Source organism: Streptococcus mitis, from assembly GCF_946190155.1.
GTDB classification, from domain to species: Bacteria; Bacillota; Bacilli; order Lactobacillales; family Streptococcaceae; genus Streptococcus; species Streptococcus mitis_CL.
On the sequence record NZ_CAMHZL010000007.1, the window covers coordinates 76,111 to 98,559 of the forward strand.

22 protein-coding genes are annotated in these 22,449 nt (G+C 42.1%); 13 read left to right on the forward strand and 9 right to left on the reverse strand.

The window, feature by feature from the left end:
- Window positions 1–11: 11 nt before the first annotated feature.
- From metF to dtd, 11 genes are all read left to right on the forward strand, one after another.
- Complete coding sequence (metF, locus tag N8O80_RS07120) at window positions 12–878, forward strand: methylenetetrahydrofolate reductase [NAD(P)H] (protein ID WP_000089967.1); 867 nt, start codon at window positions 12–14, stop codon at window positions 876–878.
- Between the two features lie 605 nt (window positions 879–1,483).
- Entirely contained in the window at window positions 1,484–3,697 is a 2,214-nt protein-coding gene (gene pnp, locus N8O80_RS07125) for a polyribonucleotide nucleotidyltransferase (protein ID WP_261027480.1), read from the forward strand.
- 15 nt (window positions 3,698–3,712) lie between these two features.
- The gene (gene cysE / locus N8O80_RS07130) at window positions 3,713–4,330 is read left to right on the forward strand and encodes a serine O-acetyltransferase (protein ID WP_004263392.1); all 618 of its coding nucleotides are present in this window, start codon (window positions 3,713–3,715) and stop codon (window positions 4,328–4,330) included.
- An 11-nt stretch (window positions 4,331–4,341) separates the two neighbouring features.
- Window positions 4,342–5,226: a GNAT family N-acetyltransferase gene (locus N8O80_RS07135; RefSeq protein WP_004263405.1), complete on the forward strand. Its 885-nt coding sequence runs from the start codon at window positions 4,342–4,344 to the stop codon at window positions 5,224–5,226.
- A gap of 301 nt (window positions 5,227–5,527) precedes the next feature.
- Window positions 5,528–6,049 carry a dihydrofolate reductase family protein gene (locus tag N8O80_RS07140; RefSeq protein WP_120769870.1) on the forward strand — a complete coding sequence of 174 codons (522 nt, stop codon included), beginning with the start codon at window positions 5,528–5,530 and terminating at the stop codon, window positions 6,047–6,049.
- Between the two features lie 17 nt (window positions 6,050–6,066).
- Window positions 6,067–7,410, forward strand: a complete 1,344-nt coding sequence (gene cysS / locus N8O80_RS07145) for a cysteine--tRNA ligase (protein ID WP_261027485.1) — start codon at window positions 6,067–6,069, stop codon at window positions 7,408–7,410.
- A complete protein-coding gene (locus tag N8O80_RS07150; protein ID WP_000567927.1) occupies window positions 7,403–7,789 on the forward strand; it encodes a Mini-ribonuclease 3 in 387 nt (128 codons plus the stop codon). Before cysS ends, N8O80_RS07150 begins: the two co-directional genes overlap by 8 nt.
- Window positions 7,790–7,792: 3 nt before the next feature.
- Window positions 7,793–8,662, forward strand: a complete 870-nt coding sequence (locus N8O80_RS07155) for a PucR family transcriptional regulator (protein ID WP_261027486.1) — start codon at window positions 7,793–7,795, stop codon at window positions 8,660–8,662.
- A gap of 112 nt (window positions 8,663–8,774) precedes the next feature.
- Complete coding sequence (locus N8O80_RS07160) at window positions 8,775–9,905, forward strand: ABC transporter ATP-binding protein (protein ID WP_261027487.1); 1,131 nt, start codon at window positions 8,775–8,777, stop codon at window positions 9,903–9,905.
- 133 nt (window positions 9,906–10,038) lie between these two features.
- On the forward strand, window positions 10,039–12,261 hold the full coding sequence (locus N8O80_RS07165) for a RelA/SpoT family protein (RefSeq protein WP_261027488.1): 2,223 nt from the start codon (window positions 10,039–10,041) through the stop codon (window positions 12,259–12,261).
- Window positions 12,262–12,290: 29 nt separating this feature from the next.
- Window positions 12,291–12,734 carry a D-aminoacyl-tRNA deacylase gene (gene dtd / locus N8O80_RS07170; RefSeq protein WP_070479776.1) on the forward strand — a complete coding sequence of 148 codons (444 nt, stop codon included), beginning with the start codon at window positions 12,291–12,293 and terminating at the stop codon, window positions 12,732–12,734.
- 38 nt (window positions 12,735–12,772) lie between these two features.
- Here dtd and N8O80_RS07175 read toward each other — a convergent pair whose 3' ends face one another.
- The 8 genes from N8O80_RS07175 to N8O80_RS07210 form a co-directional block, all read right to left on the reverse strand.
- A complete protein-coding gene (locus N8O80_RS07175; protein WP_261027489.1) occupies window positions 12,773–13,186 on the reverse strand; it encodes a hypothetical protein in 414 nt (137 codons plus the stop codon).
- A gap of 18 nt (window positions 13,187–13,204) precedes the next feature.
- Window positions 13,205–13,618: a hypothetical protein gene (locus tag N8O80_RS07180; RefSeq protein ID WP_261027490.1), complete on the reverse strand. Its 414-nt coding sequence runs from the start codon at window positions 13,616–13,618 to the stop codon at window positions 13,205–13,207.
- A 129-nt stretch (window positions 13,619–13,747) separates the two neighbouring features.
- Window positions 13,748–14,455, reverse strand: coding sequence for a nicotinamide mononucleotide transporter (locus tag N8O80_RS07185; protein WP_000749110.1), 708 nt, complete (start codon window positions 14,453–14,455; stop codon window positions 13,748–13,750).
- Window positions 14,456–14,575: 120 nt separating this feature from the next.
- The gene (locus N8O80_RS07190) at window positions 14,576–15,226 is read right to left on the reverse strand and encodes a metal-dependent transcriptional regulator (RefSeq protein WP_261027491.1); all 651 of its coding nucleotides are present in this window, start codon (window positions 15,224–15,226) and stop codon (window positions 14,576–14,578) included.
- A gap of 78 nt (window positions 15,227–15,304) precedes the next feature.
- Complete coding sequence (tpx, locus tag N8O80_RS07195; protein WP_261027492.1) at window positions 15,305–15,799, reverse strand: thiol peroxidase; 495 nt, start codon at window positions 15,797–15,799, stop codon at window positions 15,305–15,307.
- Between the two features lie 122 nt (window positions 15,800–15,921).
- Complete coding sequence (gene psaA / locus N8O80_RS07200; protein WP_000733076.1) at window positions 15,922–16,851, reverse strand: metal ABC transporter substrate-binding lipoprotein/adhesin PsaA; 930 nt, start codon at window positions 16,849–16,851, stop codon at window positions 15,922–15,924.
- Window positions 16,852–16,882: 31 nt separating this feature from the next.
- Window positions 16,883–17,731, reverse strand: coding sequence for a metal ABC transporter permease (locus N8O80_RS07205; RefSeq protein ID WP_000559776.1), 849 nt, complete (start codon window positions 17,729–17,731; stop codon window positions 16,883–16,885).
- Window positions 17,728–18,450, reverse strand: coding sequence for a metal ABC transporter ATP-binding protein (locus N8O80_RS07210; protein WP_261027494.1), 723 nt, complete (start codon window positions 18,448–18,450; stop codon window positions 17,728–17,730). The genes N8O80_RS07205 and N8O80_RS07210 overlap by 4 nt, the downstream gene beginning before the upstream one ends.
- Before the next feature lie 179 nt (window positions 18,451–18,629).
- On the opposite strand from N8O80_RS07210, the gene pepO reads away from it, so the two are divergent.
- A complete protein-coding gene (gene pepO / locus N8O80_RS07215; RefSeq protein WP_261027496.1) occupies window positions 18,630–20,522 on the forward strand; it encodes an endopeptidase PepO in 1,893 nt (630 codons plus the stop codon).
- 59 nt (window positions 20,523–20,581) lie between these two features.
- Complete coding sequence (locus N8O80_RS07220) at window positions 20,582–21,346, forward strand: hypothetical protein (RefSeq protein WP_261027499.1); 765 nt, start codon at window positions 20,582–20,584, stop codon at window positions 21,344–21,346.
- Between the two features lie 105 nt (window positions 21,347–21,451).
- Here the strand turns inward: N8O80_RS07220 and N8O80_RS07225 are convergent, their stop codons facing one another.
- Entirely contained in the window at window positions 21,452–22,081 is a 630-nt protein-coding gene (locus N8O80_RS07225) for an MBL fold metallo-hydrolase (RefSeq protein ID WP_261027501.1), read from the reverse strand.
- Between the last annotated feature and the right edge of the window lie 368 nt (window positions 22,082–22,449).

The window sequence follows — 22,449 nt, forward strand, 5'->3', positions numbered from 1 at the left end:
GGATAAGGACTATGTCACGCCAAACACCGTCACTCTCATTTGAAGTGTTCCCTCCCAACCCAGCCGTGGGTAATGATAACATTATTTCTGCTCTTCAAGATATGCAGGAGTTGGCTCCCCACTTTATCAGTGTAACTGCCAGCAATAATAAATTTAATATCAAGGAAACGACGGTCCGTTTGGCTGACTTTATCCAAAATGATTTGGCGATTCCGACTATTGCTCACTTGCCAGCCATCTATTTGACTAAGGACAAGGTTGCTGAAACCATTGCTGACTTGGACAAGGTTGGGGTGCAGAAAATCTTGGCTCTTCGTGGGGATATTATTCCAGATGTGGAACCACAAAAGGATTTCCGCTACGCAACTGACTTGATTGAGTTCATCAAGGAGCAAGCTCCCCACTTTGATATTGTTGGTGCTTGTTATCCAGAAGGTCATCCAGATTCACCAAATCAGATTTCAGATATTCAAAATCTTAAGAAGAAAGTGGATGCAGGTTGTTCGAGTCTTGTAACTCAGCTTTTCTTTGACAATGAGCGCTTCTACGATTTCCAAGACAAGTGCATCTTGGCTGGGATTGATGTTCCCATTCATGCAGGGATTATGCCAATTCTGAATCGAAATCAGGCTCTCCGCCTCTTAAAGACTTGTGAGAATATCCATCTTCCACGCAAATTTAAAGCCATCTTAGACAAGTATGAGCATGACCCTGAGTCGCTCAGAGCAGCAGGACTTGCCTATGCAGTGGACCAAATCGTGGACTTGGTAACTCAGGATGTTGCCGGTGTGCACCTCTACACTATGAACAATGCTGAAACAGCGAAATACATTCACCAAGCAACTCATGCCTTGTTTAATCATCAGTCTCTAGGATAATAAAAAGCAAACCATTCTTCTCAGCTGAGGGGAATGGTTCCTTTTTAATGGTAAAGACCGCACTTTTTAAGAAAAATATGATAAAATAGACTCTGTACGTACTTGATACAAAGATGAGGGTATTAAAAAAATAATGCATTTAAACCAAAAGTCTTAGATGTTTTAGCATCAAATCTTTCTGATAACTAACGGTAGGAAAGAGCGACACGAGCGAGTCAAATCGATATTATTTGACGAGAGAGTTAGTAAAGCATTTAGCTAATCGCCTGATAGCGATTAGCGTGAAAGGTTTAGATGCTTTAGTATCAAACCTTTCTAATGATTTGTATCTTGAGTAATTGAACCCGGCCGAAAAGCTGTGTAAAAAAGATAAACTGTCTTGTCTTCATCGAAGACTTCGTCAGTTTCCTATTTTTACTTTGCTTTTGACGTCCTTGGTATCTTGAGAATTGAACACGCCTGCAACTCTTTGGAAAAAGATAAATCTGCCTAGGAGCAGTCGCTCCGTCGTTCGATTTCCTATTTTCCTTTGAGTTGCTTGACGGCTTAGTATCTTGATTTTTGTAGGCAAGGCGTATAATTTCATCAATCCAAAGGGGATTAAAATGACAAAACAAGTGTTTCAAACGACTTTTGCGGGTCGTGAGTTAATTGTAGAGACTGGTCAGGTTGCTAAGCAAGCAAATGGCTCTGTTGTCGTGCGTTACGGTGAGTCAACTGTCTTGACTGCGGCCGTGATGTCTAAGAAGATGGCAACTGGGGATTTCTTCCCTCTCCAAGTCAACTACGAAGAAAAAATGTATGCAGCTGGGAAGTTTCCTGGTGGCTTTATGAAACGTGAAGGACGTCCTTCAACAGATGCGACTTTGACAGCGCGTTTGATTGACCGTCCAATCCGTCCTATGTTTGCGGAAGGTTTCCGTAACGAAGTGCAAGTGATTAACACTGTCCTTTCTTACGATGAAAATGCATCTGCTCCAATGGCAGCTATGTTTGGTTCATCCCTGGCACTTTCTATTTCAGATATTCCGTTTGACGGACCAATCGCTGGGGTACAAGTGGGCTATGTAGATGGCCAAATCATCATCAACCCAAGTCAAGAACAAGCAGAGCGTTCGCTTCTTGAATTGACAGTAGCTGGTACCAAACACGCCATCAACATGGTAGAGTCTGGTGCCAAAGAATTGTCAGAAGAAATCATGCTGGAAGCGCTCCTTAAAGGGCACGAAGCGGTCAAAGAATTGATTGCCTTCCAAGAAGAAATCGTTGCTGCTGTCGGGAAAGAAAAAGCAGAAGTGGAATTGCTTCATGTGGACGCTGACTTGCAAGTTGAAATCATCGCAGCTTACAACAGTGACCTTCAAAAAGCGGTTCAAGTAGAAGAAAAATTGGCCCGTGAAGCTGCAACTCAAGCAGTTAAGGACCAAGTTACTGCCGTTTACGAAGAAAAATATGCGGACCGTGAAGAATTTGACCGTATCATGCGTGATGTGGCTGAAATTTTGGAACAAATGGAACATGCTGAAGTGCGCCGTTTGATCACAGAAGATAAGGTACGTCCTGATGGTCGTAAGGTCGATGAAATCCGTCCTTTGGATGCGGTTGTTGACTTCCTTCCTCGTGTGCACGGTTCAGGTCTCTTCACTCGTGGACAAACTCAGGCTCTTTCAGTCTTGACCTTGGCTCCGATGGGTGAAACTCAAATCATTGATGGTTTGGATCCAGAGTATAAGAAACGCTTTATGCACCACTATAACTTCCCACAATACTCTGTAGGGGAAACTGGTCGTTACGGTGCGCCAGGTCGTCGTGAAATTGGTCACGGTGCTCTCGGTGAGCGTGCCCTTGCTCAAGTCTTGCCAAGCTTGGAAGAATTCCCATACGCTATCCGTCTGGTAGCAGAAGTTTTGGAATCAAATGGTTCTTCATCTCAGGCTTCTATCTGTGCGGGAACTCTTGCCCTTATGGCTGGTGGTGTGCCAATCAAGGCTCCAGTAGCTGGTATTGCCATGGGACTTATCTCGGATGGAAACAACTATACAGTCTTGACAGATATCCAAGGTTTGGAAGATCACTTTGGAGACATGGACTTCAAGGTTGCAGGAACTCGTGACGGGATTACAGCCCTACAAATGGATATCAAAATTCAAGGGATTACTGCAGAAATCTTGACAGAAGCACTTGCTCAAGCCAAGAAAGCGCGTTTTGAAATCCTTGATGTGATTGAAGCAACCATTCCAGAAGTTCGTCCAGAATTGGCTCCAACTGCTCCGAAAATTGATACCATCAAGATTGATGTGGACAAGATTAAGATTGTCATCGGTAAGGGTGGAGAAACCATCGACAAGATTATCGCTGAAACAGGCGTTAAGATTGATATTGATGAAGAAGGAAATGTGTCTATCTACTCTAGCGATCAAGATGCCATTAATCGTGCTAAAGAGATTATTGCTGGTTTGGTCCGTGAAGCCAAAGTGGACGAAGTTTACCGTGCTAAAGTCGTTCGTATCGAGAAATTTGGTGCCTTTGTTAACCTCTTTGATAAGACAGATGCCCTTGTTCATATCTCGGAGATGGCTTGGACGCGTACCAATAATGTCGAAGACTTAGTAGCAATCGGTGATGAAGTTGATGTTAAGATTATCAAAATTGATGAAAAAGGACGTGTGGATGCTTCTATGAAAGCCCTTCTTCCTCGTCCTCCAAAACCTGAACGTGATGAAAAAGGCGAAAAGTCTGAGAGACCTCACCGCCCACGTCATCACAAGGACCACAAACCTAAGAAAGAATTTACAGAAACACCAAAAGATTCAGAATAAGAAAAGGAGAAATGTATGGGATGGTGGCGCGAAACCATTGATATTGTAAAAGAAAATGATCCAGCGGCCCGCACCACTTTGGAGGTTTTGCTGACTTATCCAGGTGTCAAGGCCTTGGCGGCCCACCGTCTTTCGCATTTTCTCTGGAAGCATGGCTTCAAACTCTTGGCTCGTATGCACAGTCAGTTTTGGCGCTTTTGGACTCAGATTGAGATTCATCCAGGTGCCCAGATTGATTCAGGTGTCTTTATCGACCATGGTTCTGGCTTGGTGATTGGGGAAACAGCGATCGTTGAAAGAGGTGTTCTTCTTTATCACGGAGTGACTCTTGGGGGAACAGGAAAAGACTGTGGCAAACGCCATCCGACCGTTCGAAAGGGAGCTCTCATTTCGGCTCATGCCCAAGTTATCGGACCAGTGGAAATTGGCGAAAATGCTAAGGTCGGTGCTGCAGCAGTTGTCGTAGCAGATGTACCTAGTGATGTGACGGTTGTCGGTATTCCGGCCAAGATTGTCCGAGTTCATGGACAGAAGGATGAACCGACGATCCACGAAGTCGAAGAAAAACGAGAGTACTACGTCAATAAACTCGAGCAGGCTAAAGAAGCCAGTCACAGATCGTCGGGGTTGTAGAGGATACCGATATGATTCAAGCAAGAAACAAGTTAAGCCAAGAGGAGCTATCTGAGGCGAAAAAACTAATTAACTGTTGCCAAAACTATGACGGTACCTATCGTGATCCCTATCTCTCTAACATGCTTAATTTTGACCCAAACATGCCCGCCTTTTTCCTTTATTATGAAAAAGGCGAACTTGTTGGTTTATTAACTGTCTATGCAGATGATCAAGATGTGGAAGTGACGATACTGGTTCATCCAGCTCATCGCCGTCAGGGGATTGCGCGTGCATTGTTTGCTAGTTTTGAGAAAGAAACGGCTTCTTTCCCTATTCGTTCAGTTACTTTTCAGACAGAGCGTGTTTTTCTAGACCGCCATCCTGATTTTATTAGCAACTGGGGATTGGTCGAGGATGAAGAGACAGAAACTTGGTTAGGTAAGGATAGAAAACCTTATCCGTTAGCAACTGTTTCCAATCTTGAAGTTTTGTTAGCAGATAGTTCGTATCAGGAGCAAATTAGTCAGTTGAAATTTCAGGCATTTTCAGAGGAACATGAATCTAGAGAAGTTGTGGATAGATATGTCGCTGAAGCTCTGAAAGATCCAGAAAGTCGCCTATATATTTTGTTAAAAGACGATCAGGTTATTGGAACTTGCACGGTTGATTTATCGAGCGATACGAATTACTTCTACGGTTTAGCAATATCTGAACCTGAACGTGGAAAAGGCTATGGAAGCTACTTAGCAAAATCCCTTGTCAACCAACTAATTGAGCAAAATGATAAGGAATTTCAGATTGCAGTGGAAGATAGCAATGTAGGTGCCAAACGCTTGTATGAAAAAATTGGCTTTGTCAAACAGACTCAGGTGGTTTATCTGAATGAGAAAGGAGCAAGGGATTCCGAAGTGTAGAGACATTCGGACTGAAATTCAATTGAACTCTTAGTGATGAAACTAACTGTTCTCGGATTTTAGTTTTCTTGACTATTACTTTATGATTAAAATCTAAGACACCTTGAGCCGTAAGTAGACAGGAGAGGCGCTTGAATGTTTAAGAATGAACCGTTCTGTTGCAGATTGGAATTGCTGTTGTCTGGCTTATTTTTCTTGTCCAGCAAGGATTTTGCTGAATACTTTGATTAGCTTAGGTCTAATCATCTGGAGCTATCCCGCTAAGTGAAGGCGAAGTAGAACTAGAAAGGAAACTACAAGAATGGCAGTATATTTTTACGGCTGTATCACCATGGATGGCTACTTGGCAGACAGCCAGCACAGGATAGACTGGCTGCATCAGCTTGGTTCTGTAGAGGATACAGGCTATGATGACTTTTACAGGCAAATGGATATCACCATCATGGGCAAGCGGACCTTTGAGGAAATCCAAGATTTGCAAGATGTAGAAAGTTTTTATCAAGCTACGGAAAACTATGTCTTTACGCATGATAGAAACCTGCCTGTCAGCAATTACCAGCCAGTAGCTGGGGATGTGGTGGACTTTGTTCACCAAATTGACAAAGGCAAAAATGTCTTTGTGATTGGTGGTAATTCCTTAGTAGGACCGCTCTTGGATGCGGATCTTTTCGACCACCTCATTGTTCAGATAGCGCCCCTTATCCTAGGAAAGGGGGTTCCCTTCTTTACCCAAGAGGAAGGGCAGCGCTTTTACCAACTGGATAGCCTCAGACAATTTGGTCCTTTTGCAGAGCTGGTTTTCAGCCGAAAAAGTCAGAAATAGAGAAGGGAGTGGACCGCATGATTAAAATTTACGATACCATGTCTCGTGATTTGCGAGAGTTTGTCCCGATTGAGGACGGCAAAGTCAAGATGTATGTTTGTGGGCCAACCGTGTATAACTATATCCACGTGGGGAATGCCCGTTCGACGGTAGCTTTTGATACCATTCGTCGATATTTTGAGTACCGTGGGTATGAGGTTGCCTATATTTCCAATTTTACGGATGTGGATGATAAGATTATCAACCGTGCCAAGGAAGAAGGCATTACGCCACAGGAGGTTGCGGACAAGTACATCGTTGCCTTTCGTGAGGATGTGACGGCCTTGGGCGTCAAACCTGCGACTCGCCATCCGCGTGTAGTGGAGTTTATGATTGACATCATCCGTTTTGTGGAAGACTTGATTGAAAAAGGTTTTGCCTATGAGAGCCAAGGAGATGTTTACTTCCGTGTGGAAAAATCCCACAACTATGCTAAATTAGCAAATAAAACCTTGGAAGATTTGGAACTAGGTGCTTCAGGTCGTACCGATGAAGAAACGGCACGTAAGGAAAATCCTGTAGACTTTGCCCTCTGGAAAGCTGCCAAATCAGGCGAGATTTCTTGGGACAGTCCTTGGGGACCTGGTCGTCCGGGCTGGCACATCGAGTGTTCAGTCATGTCGACAGAGATTTTGGGCGACACCATTGATATTCACGGTGGTGGAGCCGACCTAGAGTTTCCTCATCATACCAATGAAATTGCCCAGTCAGAAGCCAAAACTGGCAAGACCTTTGCCAACTATTGGATGCATAATGGCTTTGTCAATATTGATAATGTCAAGATGTCCAAATCCTTGGGTAACTTTATCACAGTGCACGATGCCCTTAAAACTCTTGATGGGCAAGTGCTTCGTTTCTTCTTTGCGACTCAGCATTACCGCAAGCCTATCAACTTTACGGAAAAGGCAGTGCGAGACGCTGAGACCAATCTCAAGTATTTGAAGAACACTTATGAGCAACCATTTACAGGAAATGTGGACGCCCAAGAGTTACAAGCCTTTAAAGACAAGTTTATAGCAGCTATGGATGAGGATTTCAACGCTGCCAACGGTATCACAGTAGTCTTTGAAATGGCCAAGTGGATCAATTCTGGAAACTATGATGCAAGTGTTAAGGAAGCTCTTGCGGCTATGTTAGAGGTCTTTGGAATTGTCTTTATTGAGGAAGTTTTGGATGCAGAGATTGAAGACTTAATCCAAAAACGCCAAGAAGCGCGTGCCAATCGTGACTTTGCTACAGCGGACCAGATCCGTGACCAATTGGCTGCTCAAGGGATTAAGCTCCTTGACACCAAAGATGGAGTGAGGTGGACACGTGATTGATGTCAATCTCATTAACGGGATTGCGCTAGCCTTTGAAGGAGATGCGGTGTATTCTATGTATATTCGTCGTCACCTCATTCTTAAAGGTATGACCAAACCCAATAAACTCCACCAAGAAGCGACCAAGTATGTGTCAGCTAAGGCTCAGGCTCGCCTGATTTCTCTTATGTTGGAGGAGCAAGTCCTGACGGAAAAAGAAGAGGAAATCTACAAACGTGGTCGCAATACCAATAGCCATACCAAGGCTAAAAATGCTGATGTGGTGACTTACCGCATGTCCACAGGTTTTGAAGCAGTCATGGGTTATCTCCATATGACTGAAAATCTGGAACGTCTTGAGAGCTTGATTTCTTGGTGCATCCAAAAAGTGGAGGGCTAGGATATGATTGCAAAGGAATTACAAGACTGGTTTCCTGAGGCTCAGATTTTAGACCAACCTGTTGAGAAAGAGGGCTATCTTACTCTTCCTTTAGTTTCTCAGCAGTGGATTTTGCTGGAGGAAGCTGGTCTCAGTGAGCGTGAAAAGCAGTTGATTGCCCTTTTGACCCAGCAGGAGCAAGCTAGTTCGCTTAATCCTTGGTATCCCTATCTGATTGAGGGGAAGGGGCAGGCACCGCAAGCTTTTAAAAAGATTCAGCTGGTTTATTGCCATCTTTCCTATTTTCAGCAGGAAAATCTATCCTCTTGGCTAGATATGATGAGGACCCTTTTTCCTAACTGTCAGACGGTGCTTCAGGTTGGGGCTCAGGATTATGTTTTCGTACTTCAACAAGATAAATACACCTCCGTACGAACTATTTTAAGTGATACGATTGAAGCGGTTGAGTATGACTTTGGACTGCGTCTCTCTATCATGTTAGGTCAGGTTTGGTCTCAGACGGTGCACCAAGCCCTATCCGATTTGATTAAAGCAGAGCGGAATTTATTTAAGACTTGGTGGCGTCAGGGTCACCAAGGTGTTCATACCTTTTCGCAACTCTATCTTTGGAGTATGGGAGAAAGACTCGTGGACTTGAAGGCAATCAAGGAATATCTACACCAGATTATTTTGGATCAAGATCAGATTCAGGAAATCATTCTCTCTCTTTGGGAAAATAGTGCTGTCCTCACTAAAACAGCCCAGCAACTCTATCTGCACCGTAATTCTCTTCAATACAAGATTGATAAATGGGAAGAATTGACAGGGCTTCAGTTGAAGGAATTGACTGACCTGACCTTGTGTTATCAGTTGATTTTACCAGATATTTTATAAAGTTTTGTGCAAGTTGCACAGAACTTTTTTATTTTTTTGGTCACCTTGCCATAGAAAAGTAAAGCGTTTTCATCTATAATAAAACTATCAAAAGACAAAAGGAGTTCACCTCATGGTAGAATTGAATCTTAAAAATATTTACAAAAAATATCCAAATAGCGAACACTACTCAGTTGAAGACTTCAACTTGGACATTAAAGACAAAGAATTTATCGTTTTCGTAGGTCCTTCAGGATGTGGTAAATCAACAACTCTTCGTATGATTGCTGGTCTTGAAGACATCACAGAAGGTACTGCATCTATCGATGGCGTGGTTGTCAACGACGTCGCTCCAAAAGACCGTGACATCGCCATGGTATTCCAAAACTACGCTCTTTACCCACACATGACTGTTTATGACAACATGGCTTTCGGTTTGAAATTGCGTAAATACAGCAAAGAAGACATCGACAAACGTGTTCAAGAAGCAGCTGAAATCCTTGGATTGAAAGAATTCTTGGAACGTAAACCTGCTGACCTTTCAGGTGGTCAACGTCAACGTGTTGCCATGGGTCGTGCAATCGTCCGTGATGCAAAAGTGTTCTTGATGGACGAACCTTTGTCAAACTTGGATGCGAAACTTCGTGTATCAATGCGTGCTGAAATCGCTAAAATCCACCGTCGTATCGGAGCTACAACTATCTACGTAACTCATGACCAAACAGAAGCGATGACACTTGCAGACCGTATCGTTATCATGTCAGCAACTAAGAATCCTGCTGGTACAGGTACTATCGGACGTGTTGAACAAATCGGTACTCCTCAAGAAGTTTACAAAAACCCAGTTAATAAATTCGTTGCAGGATTCATCGGAAGCCCAGCTATGAACTTCATCAATGTGAAATTGGTTAGTAGCGAAATTGTTTCTGACGGTTTCCGTTTGAAAGTTCCAGAAGGCGCATTGAAAGTTCTTCGTGAAAAAGGCTACGAAGGTAAAGAATTGATCTTCGGTATCCGTCCAGAAGACGTGAATGCAGAACCTGCTTTCCTTGAAACATTCCCAGAATCAGTTGTCAAAGCTACTATCTCAGTATCAGAATTGCTTGGTTCAGAATCTCACCTTTACTGCCAAGTTGGTAAAGATGAATTTGTTGCCAAAGTTGATGCTCGTGACTACTTGCAAACAGGTGCAACAGTTGAACTTGGATTTGACTTGAACAAAGCACACTTCTTCGATGTAGAAACTGAAAGAACAGTTTACTAAGCAAATGAAATTTCAAAACACTGCTAGAGAAATCTGGCAGTGTTTTTGAGATGTGGATTGATTGAGAGGGAATTTTCTAGTTTTCATATTCTTAAAAAAGTGATAAAATGGTAGGAAGAATTGGAGAGTAGAGATGCCGAAAGAAGTGAATTTAACAGGCGAAGAAGTTATCGCTTTAACCAAAGAATATTTAACGGAAGAGGATGTCCATTTTGTCCATAAGGCCTTGGTCTACGCGGTGGAATGCCATAGTGGTCAATATCGCAAATCAGGTGAGCCTTATATTTTTCACCCTATCCAAGTGGCAGGTATTTTAGCTAAGCTCAAGCTGGATGCTGTGACAGTAGCTTGTGGTTTCTTGCATGACGTGGTGGAAGATACAGATGCGACTCTGGATGATTTGGAAAGAGAGTTTGGCCCTGACGTGCGGATAATCGTTGATGGGGTTACCAAGCTTGGTAAGGTCGAGTACAAATCAATCGAGGAGCAGTTGGCTGAAAATCATCGCAAGATGCTCATGGCCATGTCTGAGGACATCCGCGTTATCTTGGTTAAACTGTCTGACCGCTTACACAATATGCGGACCCTGAAACATCTTCGAAAAGACAAGCAGGAGCGTATTTCCAAAGAAACTATGGAAATCTATGCGCCGCTTGCCCACCGTTTGGGGATTTCTAGCGTCAAATGGGAATTAGAAGACCTGTCTTTCCGTTATCTCAACCCAACGGAGTTTTACAAGATTACCCATATGATGAAGGAAAAACGCAGAGAGCGTGAAGCCTTGGTGGATGAGGTAGTTACAAAATTAGAGGAATATACGACGGATCGTCACTTGAAAGGGAAGATTTACGGTCGTCCTAAGCATATTTACTCGATTTTCCGCAAAATGCAGGATAAGAGAAAACGTTTTGAGGAAATCTATGACCTGATTGCCATTCGTTGTATTTTGGATACCCAAAGTGATGTTTATGCCATGCTTGGTTACGTGCATGAGCTTTGGAAACCTATGCCTGGTCGCTTTAAAGACTATATCGCTAACCGCAAGGCCAATGGTTATCAGTCTATCCATACGACTGTCTATGGGCCAAAAGGGCCGATTGAATTCCAGATTCGGACCAAGGAAATGCACGAGGTCGCTGAGTACGGGGTTGCGGCTCACTGGGCTTATAAGAAAGGCATTAAGGGGCAGGTTAACAGCAAGGAATCTGCTATTGGGATGAACTGGATCAAGGAGATGATGGAGCTCCAAGATCAGGCTGATGATGCTAAGGAATTTGTGGATTCTGTTAAGGAAAACTATTTGGCTGAGGAGATTTACGTCTTTACCCCAGATGGAGCTGTCCGTTCCCTTCCAAAAGATTCAGGACCGATTGACTTTGCCTATGAAATCCATACAAAAGTTGGGGAAAAAGCAACTGGTGCCAAGGTCAACGGTCGTATGGTTCCACTTACAACTAAGCTCAAGACAGGGGATCAGGTTGAAATTGTCACCAATCCTAACTCCTTTGGGCCAAGCCGTGACTGGCTCAATATGGTCAAGACCAGCAAGGCGCGTAACAAGATTCGTCAGTTCTTTAAAAACCAAGACAAGGAATTATCTGTCAACAAGGGCCGTGAAATGCTGATGGCTCAGTTCCAAGAAAACGGCTATGTAGCTAATAAATTCATGGACAAGCGTCACATGGACCAAGTTTTGCAAAAGACTAGCTACAAGACAGAAGAATCCCTTTTTGCGGCCATTGGTTTTGGAGAAATCGGTGCTATTACCGTCTTTAACCGTCTGACTGAAAAGGAACGCCGTGAGGAAGAACGTGCCAAGGCCAAGGCTGAAGCAGAAGAACTTGTCAAAGGTGGCGAGATCAAGGTTGAAAATAAAGAAACCCTCAAGGTAAAGCATGAGGGTGGTGTGGTCATTGAAGGTGCATCAGGTCTCCTAGTGCGGATTGCCAAGTGTTGTAATCCTGTTCCTGGTGACGATATTGTTGGTTATATTACCAAGGGTCGTGGTGTAGCTATTCACCGTGTGGATTGTATGAACCTGCGTGCCCAAGAAAACTACGAGCAACGTCTCCTTGATGTGGAGTGGGAAGACCAGTACTCTAGCTCAAGTAAGGAGTATATGGCCCATATCGATATTTACGGTCTCAACCGTACAGGACTGTTGAATGATGTACTGCAAGTTCTTTCAAACACAACCAAGAATATTTCAACGGTCAATGCTCAACCAACCAAGGATATGAAGTTTGCTAATATCCATGTGTCTTTCGGCATTGCCAACCTCTCTACATTGACCACGGTCGTGGACAAGATTAAGAGTGTACCAGAAGTTTACTCTGTCAAACGGACCAACGGCTAATTGCCCGAGCTCTTACTAGAAAGGCTATTATGAAAATCATTATCCAACGGGTTACAAAAGCCCAAGTTAGTATCGAAGGTCAGATTCAGGGAAAAATCAATCAGGGGCTCTTATTGCTGGTTGGTGTTGGACCAGAAGACCAAGAGGAAGATTTGGACTATGCTGTGAGAAAACTGGTCAACATGCGTATTTTTTCAGACGCAGAAGGCAAGATGAACCTGTCTGTCAAAGATATTGAAGGAGAAATCCTCTCTATTTCTCAGTTTACCCTCTTTGCGGATACTAAGAAAGGCAATCGTCCAGCCTTTACAGGTGCAGCTAAGCCTGATATGGCATCAGACTTCTATGATGCATTCAATCAAAAATTAGCGCAAGAAGTACCCGTTCAGACAGGCATCTTTGGAGCGGATATGCAGGTTGAACTGGTCAATGACGGTCCAGTTACCATTATCCTTGATACTAAAAATAGATAAGAAAAACCAAGCCCAGTCGGCTTGGTTTTTCTTATCTATTACAAAATACTCCAAAATGAAATCGGTTCTTGATAGGCCTTGGGGAAATCTCTTTTCAGGCTTTGGCTTATGCGATAGGAAGGGACGAGATGTCCTAGGACGAGGAGAGTTCCCTGAAGGAAAAGTGGGATACCCCTTAAAAACAGCAAGGAGAGAATCATCAAGATATCCCATAAGAGGCTTTGTAAGGCAAAACGCCAGAATCTCGGTCTAATCTGGGAATAGAGGTGACTAAAGTGGTCACAAAGTTGGTTAGAAAGATAGGTCAATAGCACAGGATGAAAGAAAATGAGCCAACCGCTATAAATCAAAATCCAATCCCAAGTAAGCCCCTCTTTAAATGTCAAAAATGCCAGCATGATTCCATCAATGACAAGGAGTTGAATGCTTTTGATGAAGATGATTTTTTTCATGCTAAAACCTCCTTTTCCTTAGAGACACTCCCATAAAGAGATGTGTTTATCGTAAAAATCTGGATAGTGTTCTCTTAGGTAGTCAGCCGTCATATAATATAAAGTAGAATGACAAGCAGTGATGATTGGCATAAGAGAGTAAAAACGCTGAGAACTAATGAAGGCTAAGAGGACAAAAAATAGAAAATCAATGGAGAGAACTCCTAAATAGTAGAAGCGAATCTTTTTATTGATTTGAGGATAAATCTCAGTGAATTGATGTTTGAGTTGGACAAGCAAGCGAAATAGCAGGAGTCCCTGAGCAAGGATAAAAATAAAACCAGTGAGCAAGAGCCGGTCGAAAGCTGTCTCGGGTCTAGTGCTAAAAAATGCAAATAGTAGCAAATCGATGACTGCAATTGCTATAAAATGGATTCTAAAGAGATTTTTCATAAGATGACCTCCCTCTTTTATCTAGCTTCATTCTACTCCAAAAGAATGGGAGTTACAAGTAAAATGATAAAAATAGCAGAAGGGAGATTCTCTTAAGTCGACTTGTTTTTTTATTTAAGTTTTCTTCTATTATCTTACTTCTTCATCATTCCAGACAAATAAAGCTCCGATTGCATTGAGGATATAGAAGATGTATTTTCCGATATTGGCAAAGTTTCCTTGAATACCAGCCTTTGTAAGCTGCACAAAATTGTAAATCAACCAAAAGCCCCACTGAGTTGTTAGTTTCAATGCGTTAAAAGCATTGGCAATGAGAGACAGTGCAAAGGCAATAGTTGTCACGTAGGCAAGGAGATTCATCTTGCCTCCATAACCGATATAGTTGGTCACAAAGGCAAAGAGGAAGGCGATGATGGAAATGATGATGGCCGCCAATTTTAGCTGTTTTTGGCTCATTTGGTTGGGTCTGCCTTCTTGCGAAGCTTCCCATTTCTTAATAGCAAAGGTATAAATGAGGAAGGTGACGGGATAGGTAATGATGGCTGCCTTATTTCCAAGGATATAATCAATAGCACCGGACAAAATGGTATTAACAATACCAAAGTAATTTCCCCATTTGCTTAATTTTCCCGTGAAACGAGTGGACAACATGGAAATCCCAACGTTGGTTACGGAAATCAATCCAAAGGGTACAAGGGCAGTCCATGGTCCCCAGTCTACAAATTTATCGAGGCGGGAGTTGAGGTAACCAGATGCAATCGCAATCCCAACGACCAAAGCAACCCCGAAGAGGTCAAACCATTTGGATGTCGCAAAAATTTTTAGTGATTTTTTCATATATTAAGATATCTTTCTTTTTTTTAACAAATATTATACAACTAAATGAAAGTAAAATCAAATGATAGAAATAAAACCCTGAAAATAAAATTTTCAGGGGTGGTTGGGGTACTTGAGAAATTAGTTGATTTTTTCGACATAGAGTTGTTTGGCAATGTCCATACTTACTTGTAAATCCTCGTTTTTACTGAGTATAGTGAAGGTATTGCTGAAGCCATCAAACTGCTGGACTTGGAGACAGTCACCGATGTGAAGTGAGTGCTTATCCAAATAATTGAGAATGTCAAAACTATCGTGCACACGAGTCAGGCGGTAGGCGCCAGCTTCCTTGATGTCAGCTAGTGGCAGGTTATTGATTTCAAGTAAGAGTTCTCCCTTGGCAGGAATAGTTCCTCCGTGAGGGCAGGTCTTGGGGAATCCAAGTAATTTTTCTAGTCTCTCCACGAATAAATCAGAGACAGTGTGTTCCAAGACTTCAGCTTCCTCGTGAATCTGGTCACTCGTATAGTCTAAATGATGGACTAGAAAAACTTCAATCAAACGGTGCTTACGATAGAGCTCAGAGACCAGTTTGAGGCCGATGTCAGTCAGTAGATAGCCGCATTCCTTGTCCTTGAGGATGAGGTTTTCGCTCTTCATCCGTTTAATCATTTCAGTTACGGCAGGGGGAGAGACTTGCATACGAGCCGCAATTTCCTTGTTGGTAATCTTATGCAAATCTATGCCAATTTCATAAATACACTTTAGATAATCTTCTTTATTCGGGGTCATTCGTTTCCTCTTGTCTAATATCTTTATCTAGTATATCAAAAAAAGCTAGATTTCTCTAGCTATCTGCCACAATGGCTTCTAATTTAGTTCTTTAGCAGCTGCAATTGCGGCTTCGTAGTTTGGTTCAGAGTTGATATTGTCCACGTATTCAACGTAGCGAATATTATTGTCAGTATCGAGGACAAAAACTGCGCGTGCCAATAGGTGCCACTCATTGATTAAGAGGGCATAATCACGTCCAAAGGAATGGTCGAAATAGTCTGAGAGCATGATGGCATTTTCAATACCTTCAGCACCACACCAACGTTTTTGAGCAAAAGGGAGGTCCATTGAAACAGTCAAGACAACCGTATTATCCAGTCCAGCCAGTTCTTCATTAAAACGACGCGTTTGAGTTGAGCAAATGCCTGTATCGATAGAAGGCACGACACTCAAGACTTTTTTCTTGCCATCAAAATCAGCCAGAGATTTTTTAGAAAGGTCTGTTGTAGTGAGTGAAAAATCAAGTGCCTTGTCGCCGACTTGTAGTTGCTTACCTGTAAAGCTCACAGGATTTCCGAGAAAAGTTACCATAAGATACTCCAATCTTTTTTCTTCCATTTTAGCTGAAACAGTCGAAATTTTCCAATGATTTGACCGGAAATATGGGCATAGAAAAAACGCCAGCTCATGAGAGAATGACGTTTTTCAGAGGCTTATTTTGCCAATCCTTCAGCAATCTTGTCAAGGTTGTATTTCATCATGTTGTAGTAGCTGTCGCCTTCTTTACCTTGTTCTGCGATAGAGTCAGTAAAGATTTGTGCGTAGATTGGGATGTTTGTGTCTTGTGAAACAGTCTTCATTGGACGGTCATCCACACTTGATTCTACAAAGAGTGAAGGAGTTTTTGTTTGGCGAAGTTTTTCAACCAAGGTCTTGATTTGGTCAGGTGTTCCTTCTTCTTCAGTATTGATTTCCCAGATGTATGCACTTGGGACACCGTAGGCTTTAGAGAAGTATTTGAAGCATCCTTCGCTGGTTACGATCAATTTCTTCTCAGCAGGGATGTTGTTAAATTTCTCCTTAGCTTCCTTGTCAAGTTTGTCTAGCTTATCAGTATATTCTTTGAGATTTTTTTCGTAGAATTCCTTGTTGCTAGGGTCTTTAGCACTCAATTGTTTTGCGATGTTTTTAGCAAAAATCATCCCGTTTTCAAGGTTAAGCCAAGCGTGTGGGTCTTCTTTGCCTTTTTCGTTTTGGCCTTCAAGGTAGATAACATCAACGCCTTCGCTGACTGCAAAGTAGTCTTTGTTTTCAGTTTTCTTGGCATTTTCTACCAATTTTGTAAACCAAGCATTGCCACCAGTTTCAAGGTTGATACCGTTGTAGAAAATCAAATCAGCTTGAGATGTTTTCTTAACGTCTTCAGGAAGTGGTTCGTATTCGTGTGGGTCTTGACCAACAGGAACGATACTGTGAAGATCAATCTTGTCACCAGCAATATTTTTAGTAATATCAGCGATGATTGAGTTTGTGGCAACAACTTTTAGTTTTTGACCAGAAGCTGCATCTTTTTTTCCGCTAGCACATGCTACAAGAGCAATGACGGAAAGAAAGAGAACGAGTAATGTACCTAATTTTTTCATTAGATCCTCCAATTTATTGGGGTTTTGCCCCTTATTTTAACAAATGTTTATTTTTCAGTTTCAAATATCGTTGTTTTGGAGCGATAAAGAAGCTAATGAGAAAGAAACTAGCGGCTGTAAGCACGATACTAGAACCTGCCGCAACGTTAAAGCTATAGCCGATAAAGAGCCCCAAAACTGAAGCTGTCGCTCCAAAGGTTGAGGAAAGGAAAATCATGCTTTTCAGGCTATTAGCATAGAGATAAGCAGTTGCCGCTGGGGTAATCAGCATGGCTACAATCAGGATAGTTCCGACACTTTGCATGGCTGTTACAGACACAAGAGTTAGGAGTACCATGAGTAAGTAGTGATAGAAATTGACAGGCATTCCCATGGCTTTAGCCAATAGTTCATCAAAGGAAGTGATCAAGAGTTGCTTGAAGAAAATCCAGATTAACAAGAGAATGGCTGCTCCTACACCCATCGTAATAAACATATCTGTATCTTGGACGGCCAGGATGTTACCAAAAAGAATATGGAAAAGGTCAGTTGAACTTTTAGCGACACTAATCAAGATGATACCGAGGGCTAAGAAAGAAGAAAAGGTAATGCCGATGGCGGTATCGCTTTTGATAATCGAGTTCCCCTTGATGTAGGTAATGATGATAGCAGCTAGTAGTCCGAAGACAATGGCTCCGATAAAGAAGTCAAGGCCCAAGATAAAGGAGAGGGCTACACCTGGCAAGACAGCATGTGAAATGGCATCTCCCATGAGTGACATCCCGCGTAGGATGATGAAACATCCCACAGCTCCAGCTACGACCCCGATGACAATAGCTGTTATCAAGGCATTTTGTAAGAAATGGAATTTTTGCAATCCATCGATAAATTCTGCAATCATAGGTCACCTCCATTGAAAAAGAGTCGATTACCGTAAGCTTCTTTGAGATTGGCTTCGGTAAAGGTTTCTTTGGTTGGACCAAAGGCAATCACTTCTCGATTGACAAGCAAGACTTGATCGAAGTAGTGGGGAACCTTGCTGAGGTCGTGGTGGACGATGAGAACCGTCTTCCTAGCTTTTTTTAGATCTCTCAGCGTATTCATGATGATTTCCTCACTAACGGAGTCAATCCCAACAAAGGGTTCATCCAAGAGGATATAGTCGGCTTCCTGAACCAGACATCTGGCAATCAAGACCCGCTGGAATTGACCTCCAGACAGTTGACTGATTTGACGTTCAGCGTAGTCAGCTAGACCGACAATTTCAAGGGCCTCTTGCACTTTCTTCCAATGTTTAGCATTTAAACTTCGAAAGAGAGGGATAGAGGGAAAGAGTCCTAGCGAGACGCATTCCTTGACCTTGATGGGAAAGTTGTAGTCGATATTGATTTTTTGTTCGACATAGGCGATTCGATGTAAGGATTTTTTAACTTCCTTGTCATCGAGAAATGCCTGACCTTGATGTGGGATAATTCCCAGCATACCTTTTAATAATGTTGATTTTCCAGCACCGTTTGGACCAATGATACCGGTAATTGTTGGTCCTTGGAGCACTAGTGAAATATCCTTAAGTGCCAATGTTTCTTTGTAGGAGACACTGAGGTTTTCGATACGTATCATACAGTTGTATTCCTCCTGCCTCTTAATATACCTTAAAAAAAAAATTAAGTCAAGTTAATTTTTGAAAAATTTAAAATAATAACTGAAAAATGATGGAAAAGGAAAGTCCATTTTTAATTGCATTCCCAAGCAATTTTTGTTAAGCTAGCAATAACTTAAAAAATGAAAGCGAGAACAAGATGACACGTTATCAAGATGATTTTTATGATGCCATCAATGGAGAATGGCAGAAGACAGCTGAAATCCCAGCAGATAAGTCTCAAACAGGAGGTTTTGTTGATTTAGACCAGGAAATTGAAGACTTGATGTTGGCGACAACAGACAAGTGGTTGGCAGGAGAAGAGGTGCCTGAGGATCCTATCTTGGCAAACTTTGTCAAATACCACCGCCTAGTTCGTGATTTTGATAAGAGAGAAGCTGACGGTATCACACCTGTCTTACCACTCCTTAAAGAATTCCAAGAGTTGGAGACTTTTGCGGATTTTACAGCTAGACTAGCAGAGTTTGAACTTGCAGGAAAACCAAACTTCCTTCCTTTTGGTGTATCGCCAGACTTTATGGATGCAAGAATCAATGTTCTATGGGCCGGTGCTCCAAGCACGATCCTGCCAGATACGACCTACTATGCAGAAGACCATCCTCAGCGCGAAGAGCTCTTGACTCTTTGGAAAGAAAGCAGCGCAAATCTTCTCAAGGCTTATGATTTCTCTGATGAAGAAATTGAAGACTTGCTAGAGAAAAGACTTGAATTGGATCGCCGAGTTGCAGCGGTGGTGCTCTCTAATGAGGAAAGTTCAGAGTATGCTAAACTCTACCATCCATATGCTTACGAAGATTTCAAGAAATTTGCGCCTGCCCTACCTTTGGATGACTTCTTCCAAGCCGTTCTTGGACAAGTACCAGACAAGGTTATCGTAGACGAGGAACGTTTCTGGCAAGCAGCAGACCAATTCTATAGTGAAGAGGCTTGGCCTCTCCTCAAGGCAACCTTAATTTTAAGTGTTGTCAATCTCTCAACCAGCTATTTAACAGAAGAAATTCGTGTCTTATCAGGTGCCTATAGCCGTGCGCTTTCAGGAGTTCCAGAAGCTAAAGACAAGGTCAAGGCAGCCTACCAGCTAGCACAAGGTCCTTTCAAACAAGCCTTGGGTCTCTGGTATGCCCATGAAAAATTCTCTCCAGAGGCCAAGGCAGATGTGGAGAAAAAAGTGGCAACCATGATTGATGTCTATAAGGAACGCTTGGCTAAAAATGACTGGCTAACTCCTGAAACTCGTGACAAGGCCATCGTCAAACTCAATGTCATCAAGCCTTATATCGGTTACCCAGAAGAAATGCCAGAACGCTATAAGGACAAGGTAGTGGATGAGACTGCTAGTCTTTTTGACAATGCTCTGGCCTTTGCGCGTGTGGAAATCAAACACAGTTGGAGTAAGTGGAATCAGCCTGTAGACTACAAGGAGTGGGGCATGCCTGCTCATATGGTCAATGCCTACTACAATCCACAGAAGAACCTGATTGTCTTCCCGGCGGCTATTTTACAAGCACCTTTCTATGACTTGCATCAGTCATCTTCTGCTAACTACGGTGGTATTGGAGCAGTTATTGCCCATGAAATTTCCCACGCCTTTGATACTAACGGAGCTTCCTTTGATGAAAATGGTAGCCTCAAGGACTGGTGGACAGAGAGCGACTATGCTGCCTTCAAGGAGAAAACACAAAAAGTTATTGACCAATTTGATGGACAAGATTCTTATGGGGCAACCATCAACGGTAAATTGACTGTATCAGAAAACGTGGCTGACTTGGGAGGAATCGCTGCAGCGCTTGAAGCAGCCAAGAGAGAACCAGACTTCTCAGCAGAAGAATTTTTCTACAACTTCGGTCGCATTTGGCGCATGAAAGGTCGTCCAGAATTTATGAAACTTTTGGCTAGTGTCGATGTGCACGCACCAGCCAAACTCCGTGTCAATGTGCAAGTACCAAACTTCGATGATTTCTTTACAACCTATGATGTCAAAGAAGGAGATGGTATGTGGCGTTCACCAGAAGACCGCGTGATTATTTGGTAATGAATCGAATCTAATACTAAGATCCGTAAATCTATATAGGATGGGTTAGAGAGGTTAATATGAAGAAATTTTTAATGATATTTTCAGTTATTCTTACTATTTTTGTTTTAGCATCTTGTGGTGCAAACAAAAAAGATGAAAAAATAGAACCTTCGGCAACACAATCATCTTCTACCAAAGAGGAACAGAAGGAAAGCTCTACGAAGTCAGAGAGCCAAACTAGTACAAGTTCTTCAATGGCAACGCCGTCAACAACAATGGAAACGAAAAGCGAAACAGGAAAAGATTTGTACAAGGAAGTAATAGAGCGGTACAATCACTATCAGGCACTTTTAAGTAGTGGCGACCGAGAATCCTTGTATGAAAAGTTGAAACAGAACAAGATTTTTTCTGAAGAGTATGGCTATATCTTTACACTAAGCACCTACGATAAACCAGCTAGTCTTCATTATGTGTTTGCTGATTTAAATAAGGATGGTCAGGATGAATTGATTATTGGAGATAAAAAATATATAGGGGCCATTTACTATTTGGAGAATAAACAACCCAAGTTGCTTCATACAGCTTATGTAGCTTCTGCAGGTGGTTTTCGTTCCAGTTTAGCTATTTATGAAAACGGTCAAGTCAGATATGCAGACTGGCAGTCAACACGACCAGAAATGAACTTAAGTCTGTATGCTTTTGATAAAGACGGAGTACAGAAGATTAAAGAAGGAATATTTCAAATTGGTAGTGATCAAAAACCAGAGCAAATCTTAGGGATTTCTTCTAATGAAGTTGATTTAGCTAAATTTGAATGGAAAGAATTTCAGCCGGTCAACTAGTATTCGATGAAATTCAATACTAGACTAGATTCTAAAATCAAAGAATGGAGAATTGAATAGCAGTATACAAAAACCAAGGATAAAAATTCCTTGGTTTTTTGCTAGCTAGAAAAAAGGATTGAAGGTTTTTTCGTGAGCAATAGTAGTAGCTGGACCATGCCCTGGATAGACATCATAGTTTGACAGGGTGAAGAGTTGGGTCTGGATACTATGAAGGAGTTGCTCCATGCTACCAGTCGGAAGGTCGGTTCGCCCAATAGTTTCACGAAATAGGGCATCCCCTGTCAAAACTAGGTGAGCATCAGGAAAGACGATAGAAACACCACCTATAGAGTGTCCTGGTGTTGGCAAGACAGTGAAACGAAATTCCTCTAGTTGATATTCTTCATGAAAGCTAAAGGTGTGTTCTGCAGGTTTTGCGACCACATCTGCCATATCATCGTGACGAGGGAGACCAGAGAGATTATCGACAGGAGTATAGAGCCAGCTGGCTTCGCTCTCTGCGATATAGACAGGAGGATTGCCAAAAGTTTCGCGAACCAGGTCCAGACTCATGATATGGTCATAATGGGCGTGGGTCAAGAGAATAGCACAGATCGGTTTGTTGATGTTCTCTATTGTCTGACGAATGGCTTCCCAATGGCTACCAGGGTCGACCACGATGAGGTGTTTTTCGCCTTCTAAATAATAGGTGTTTTCATAGGCAACAGGATTCATGGTTTTATGGATTTTCATATTAGCTCCAATCTCAAAGAATGTACTAAATTAAGTATAGCACAGTTAGGATGAATAAAGTAGACAGAAAGTTCTTCTTTATAGAAGGTTACTTGCTATCTACTTTATTCTATCTAAAATAGAGATAGCTATTTTTAGAGTTATGAACTAGCTAGAGCTTTTAATTGACTGGGATTTAAAATAAAGCTAATGAGCTGGAGAGTGAATTAATGAAACAAGTAAATTGTACTCTTTATTAGAAGAAAGTTTGTAATAAAAGAAAACAAAATATACATGTATAGTTAATATAAATTAATATACCGATTATGAAAAAATATAGTGTGTGGCCTATGACAGTTTGATGCATCTTATTTTACAACTCAAAGAGT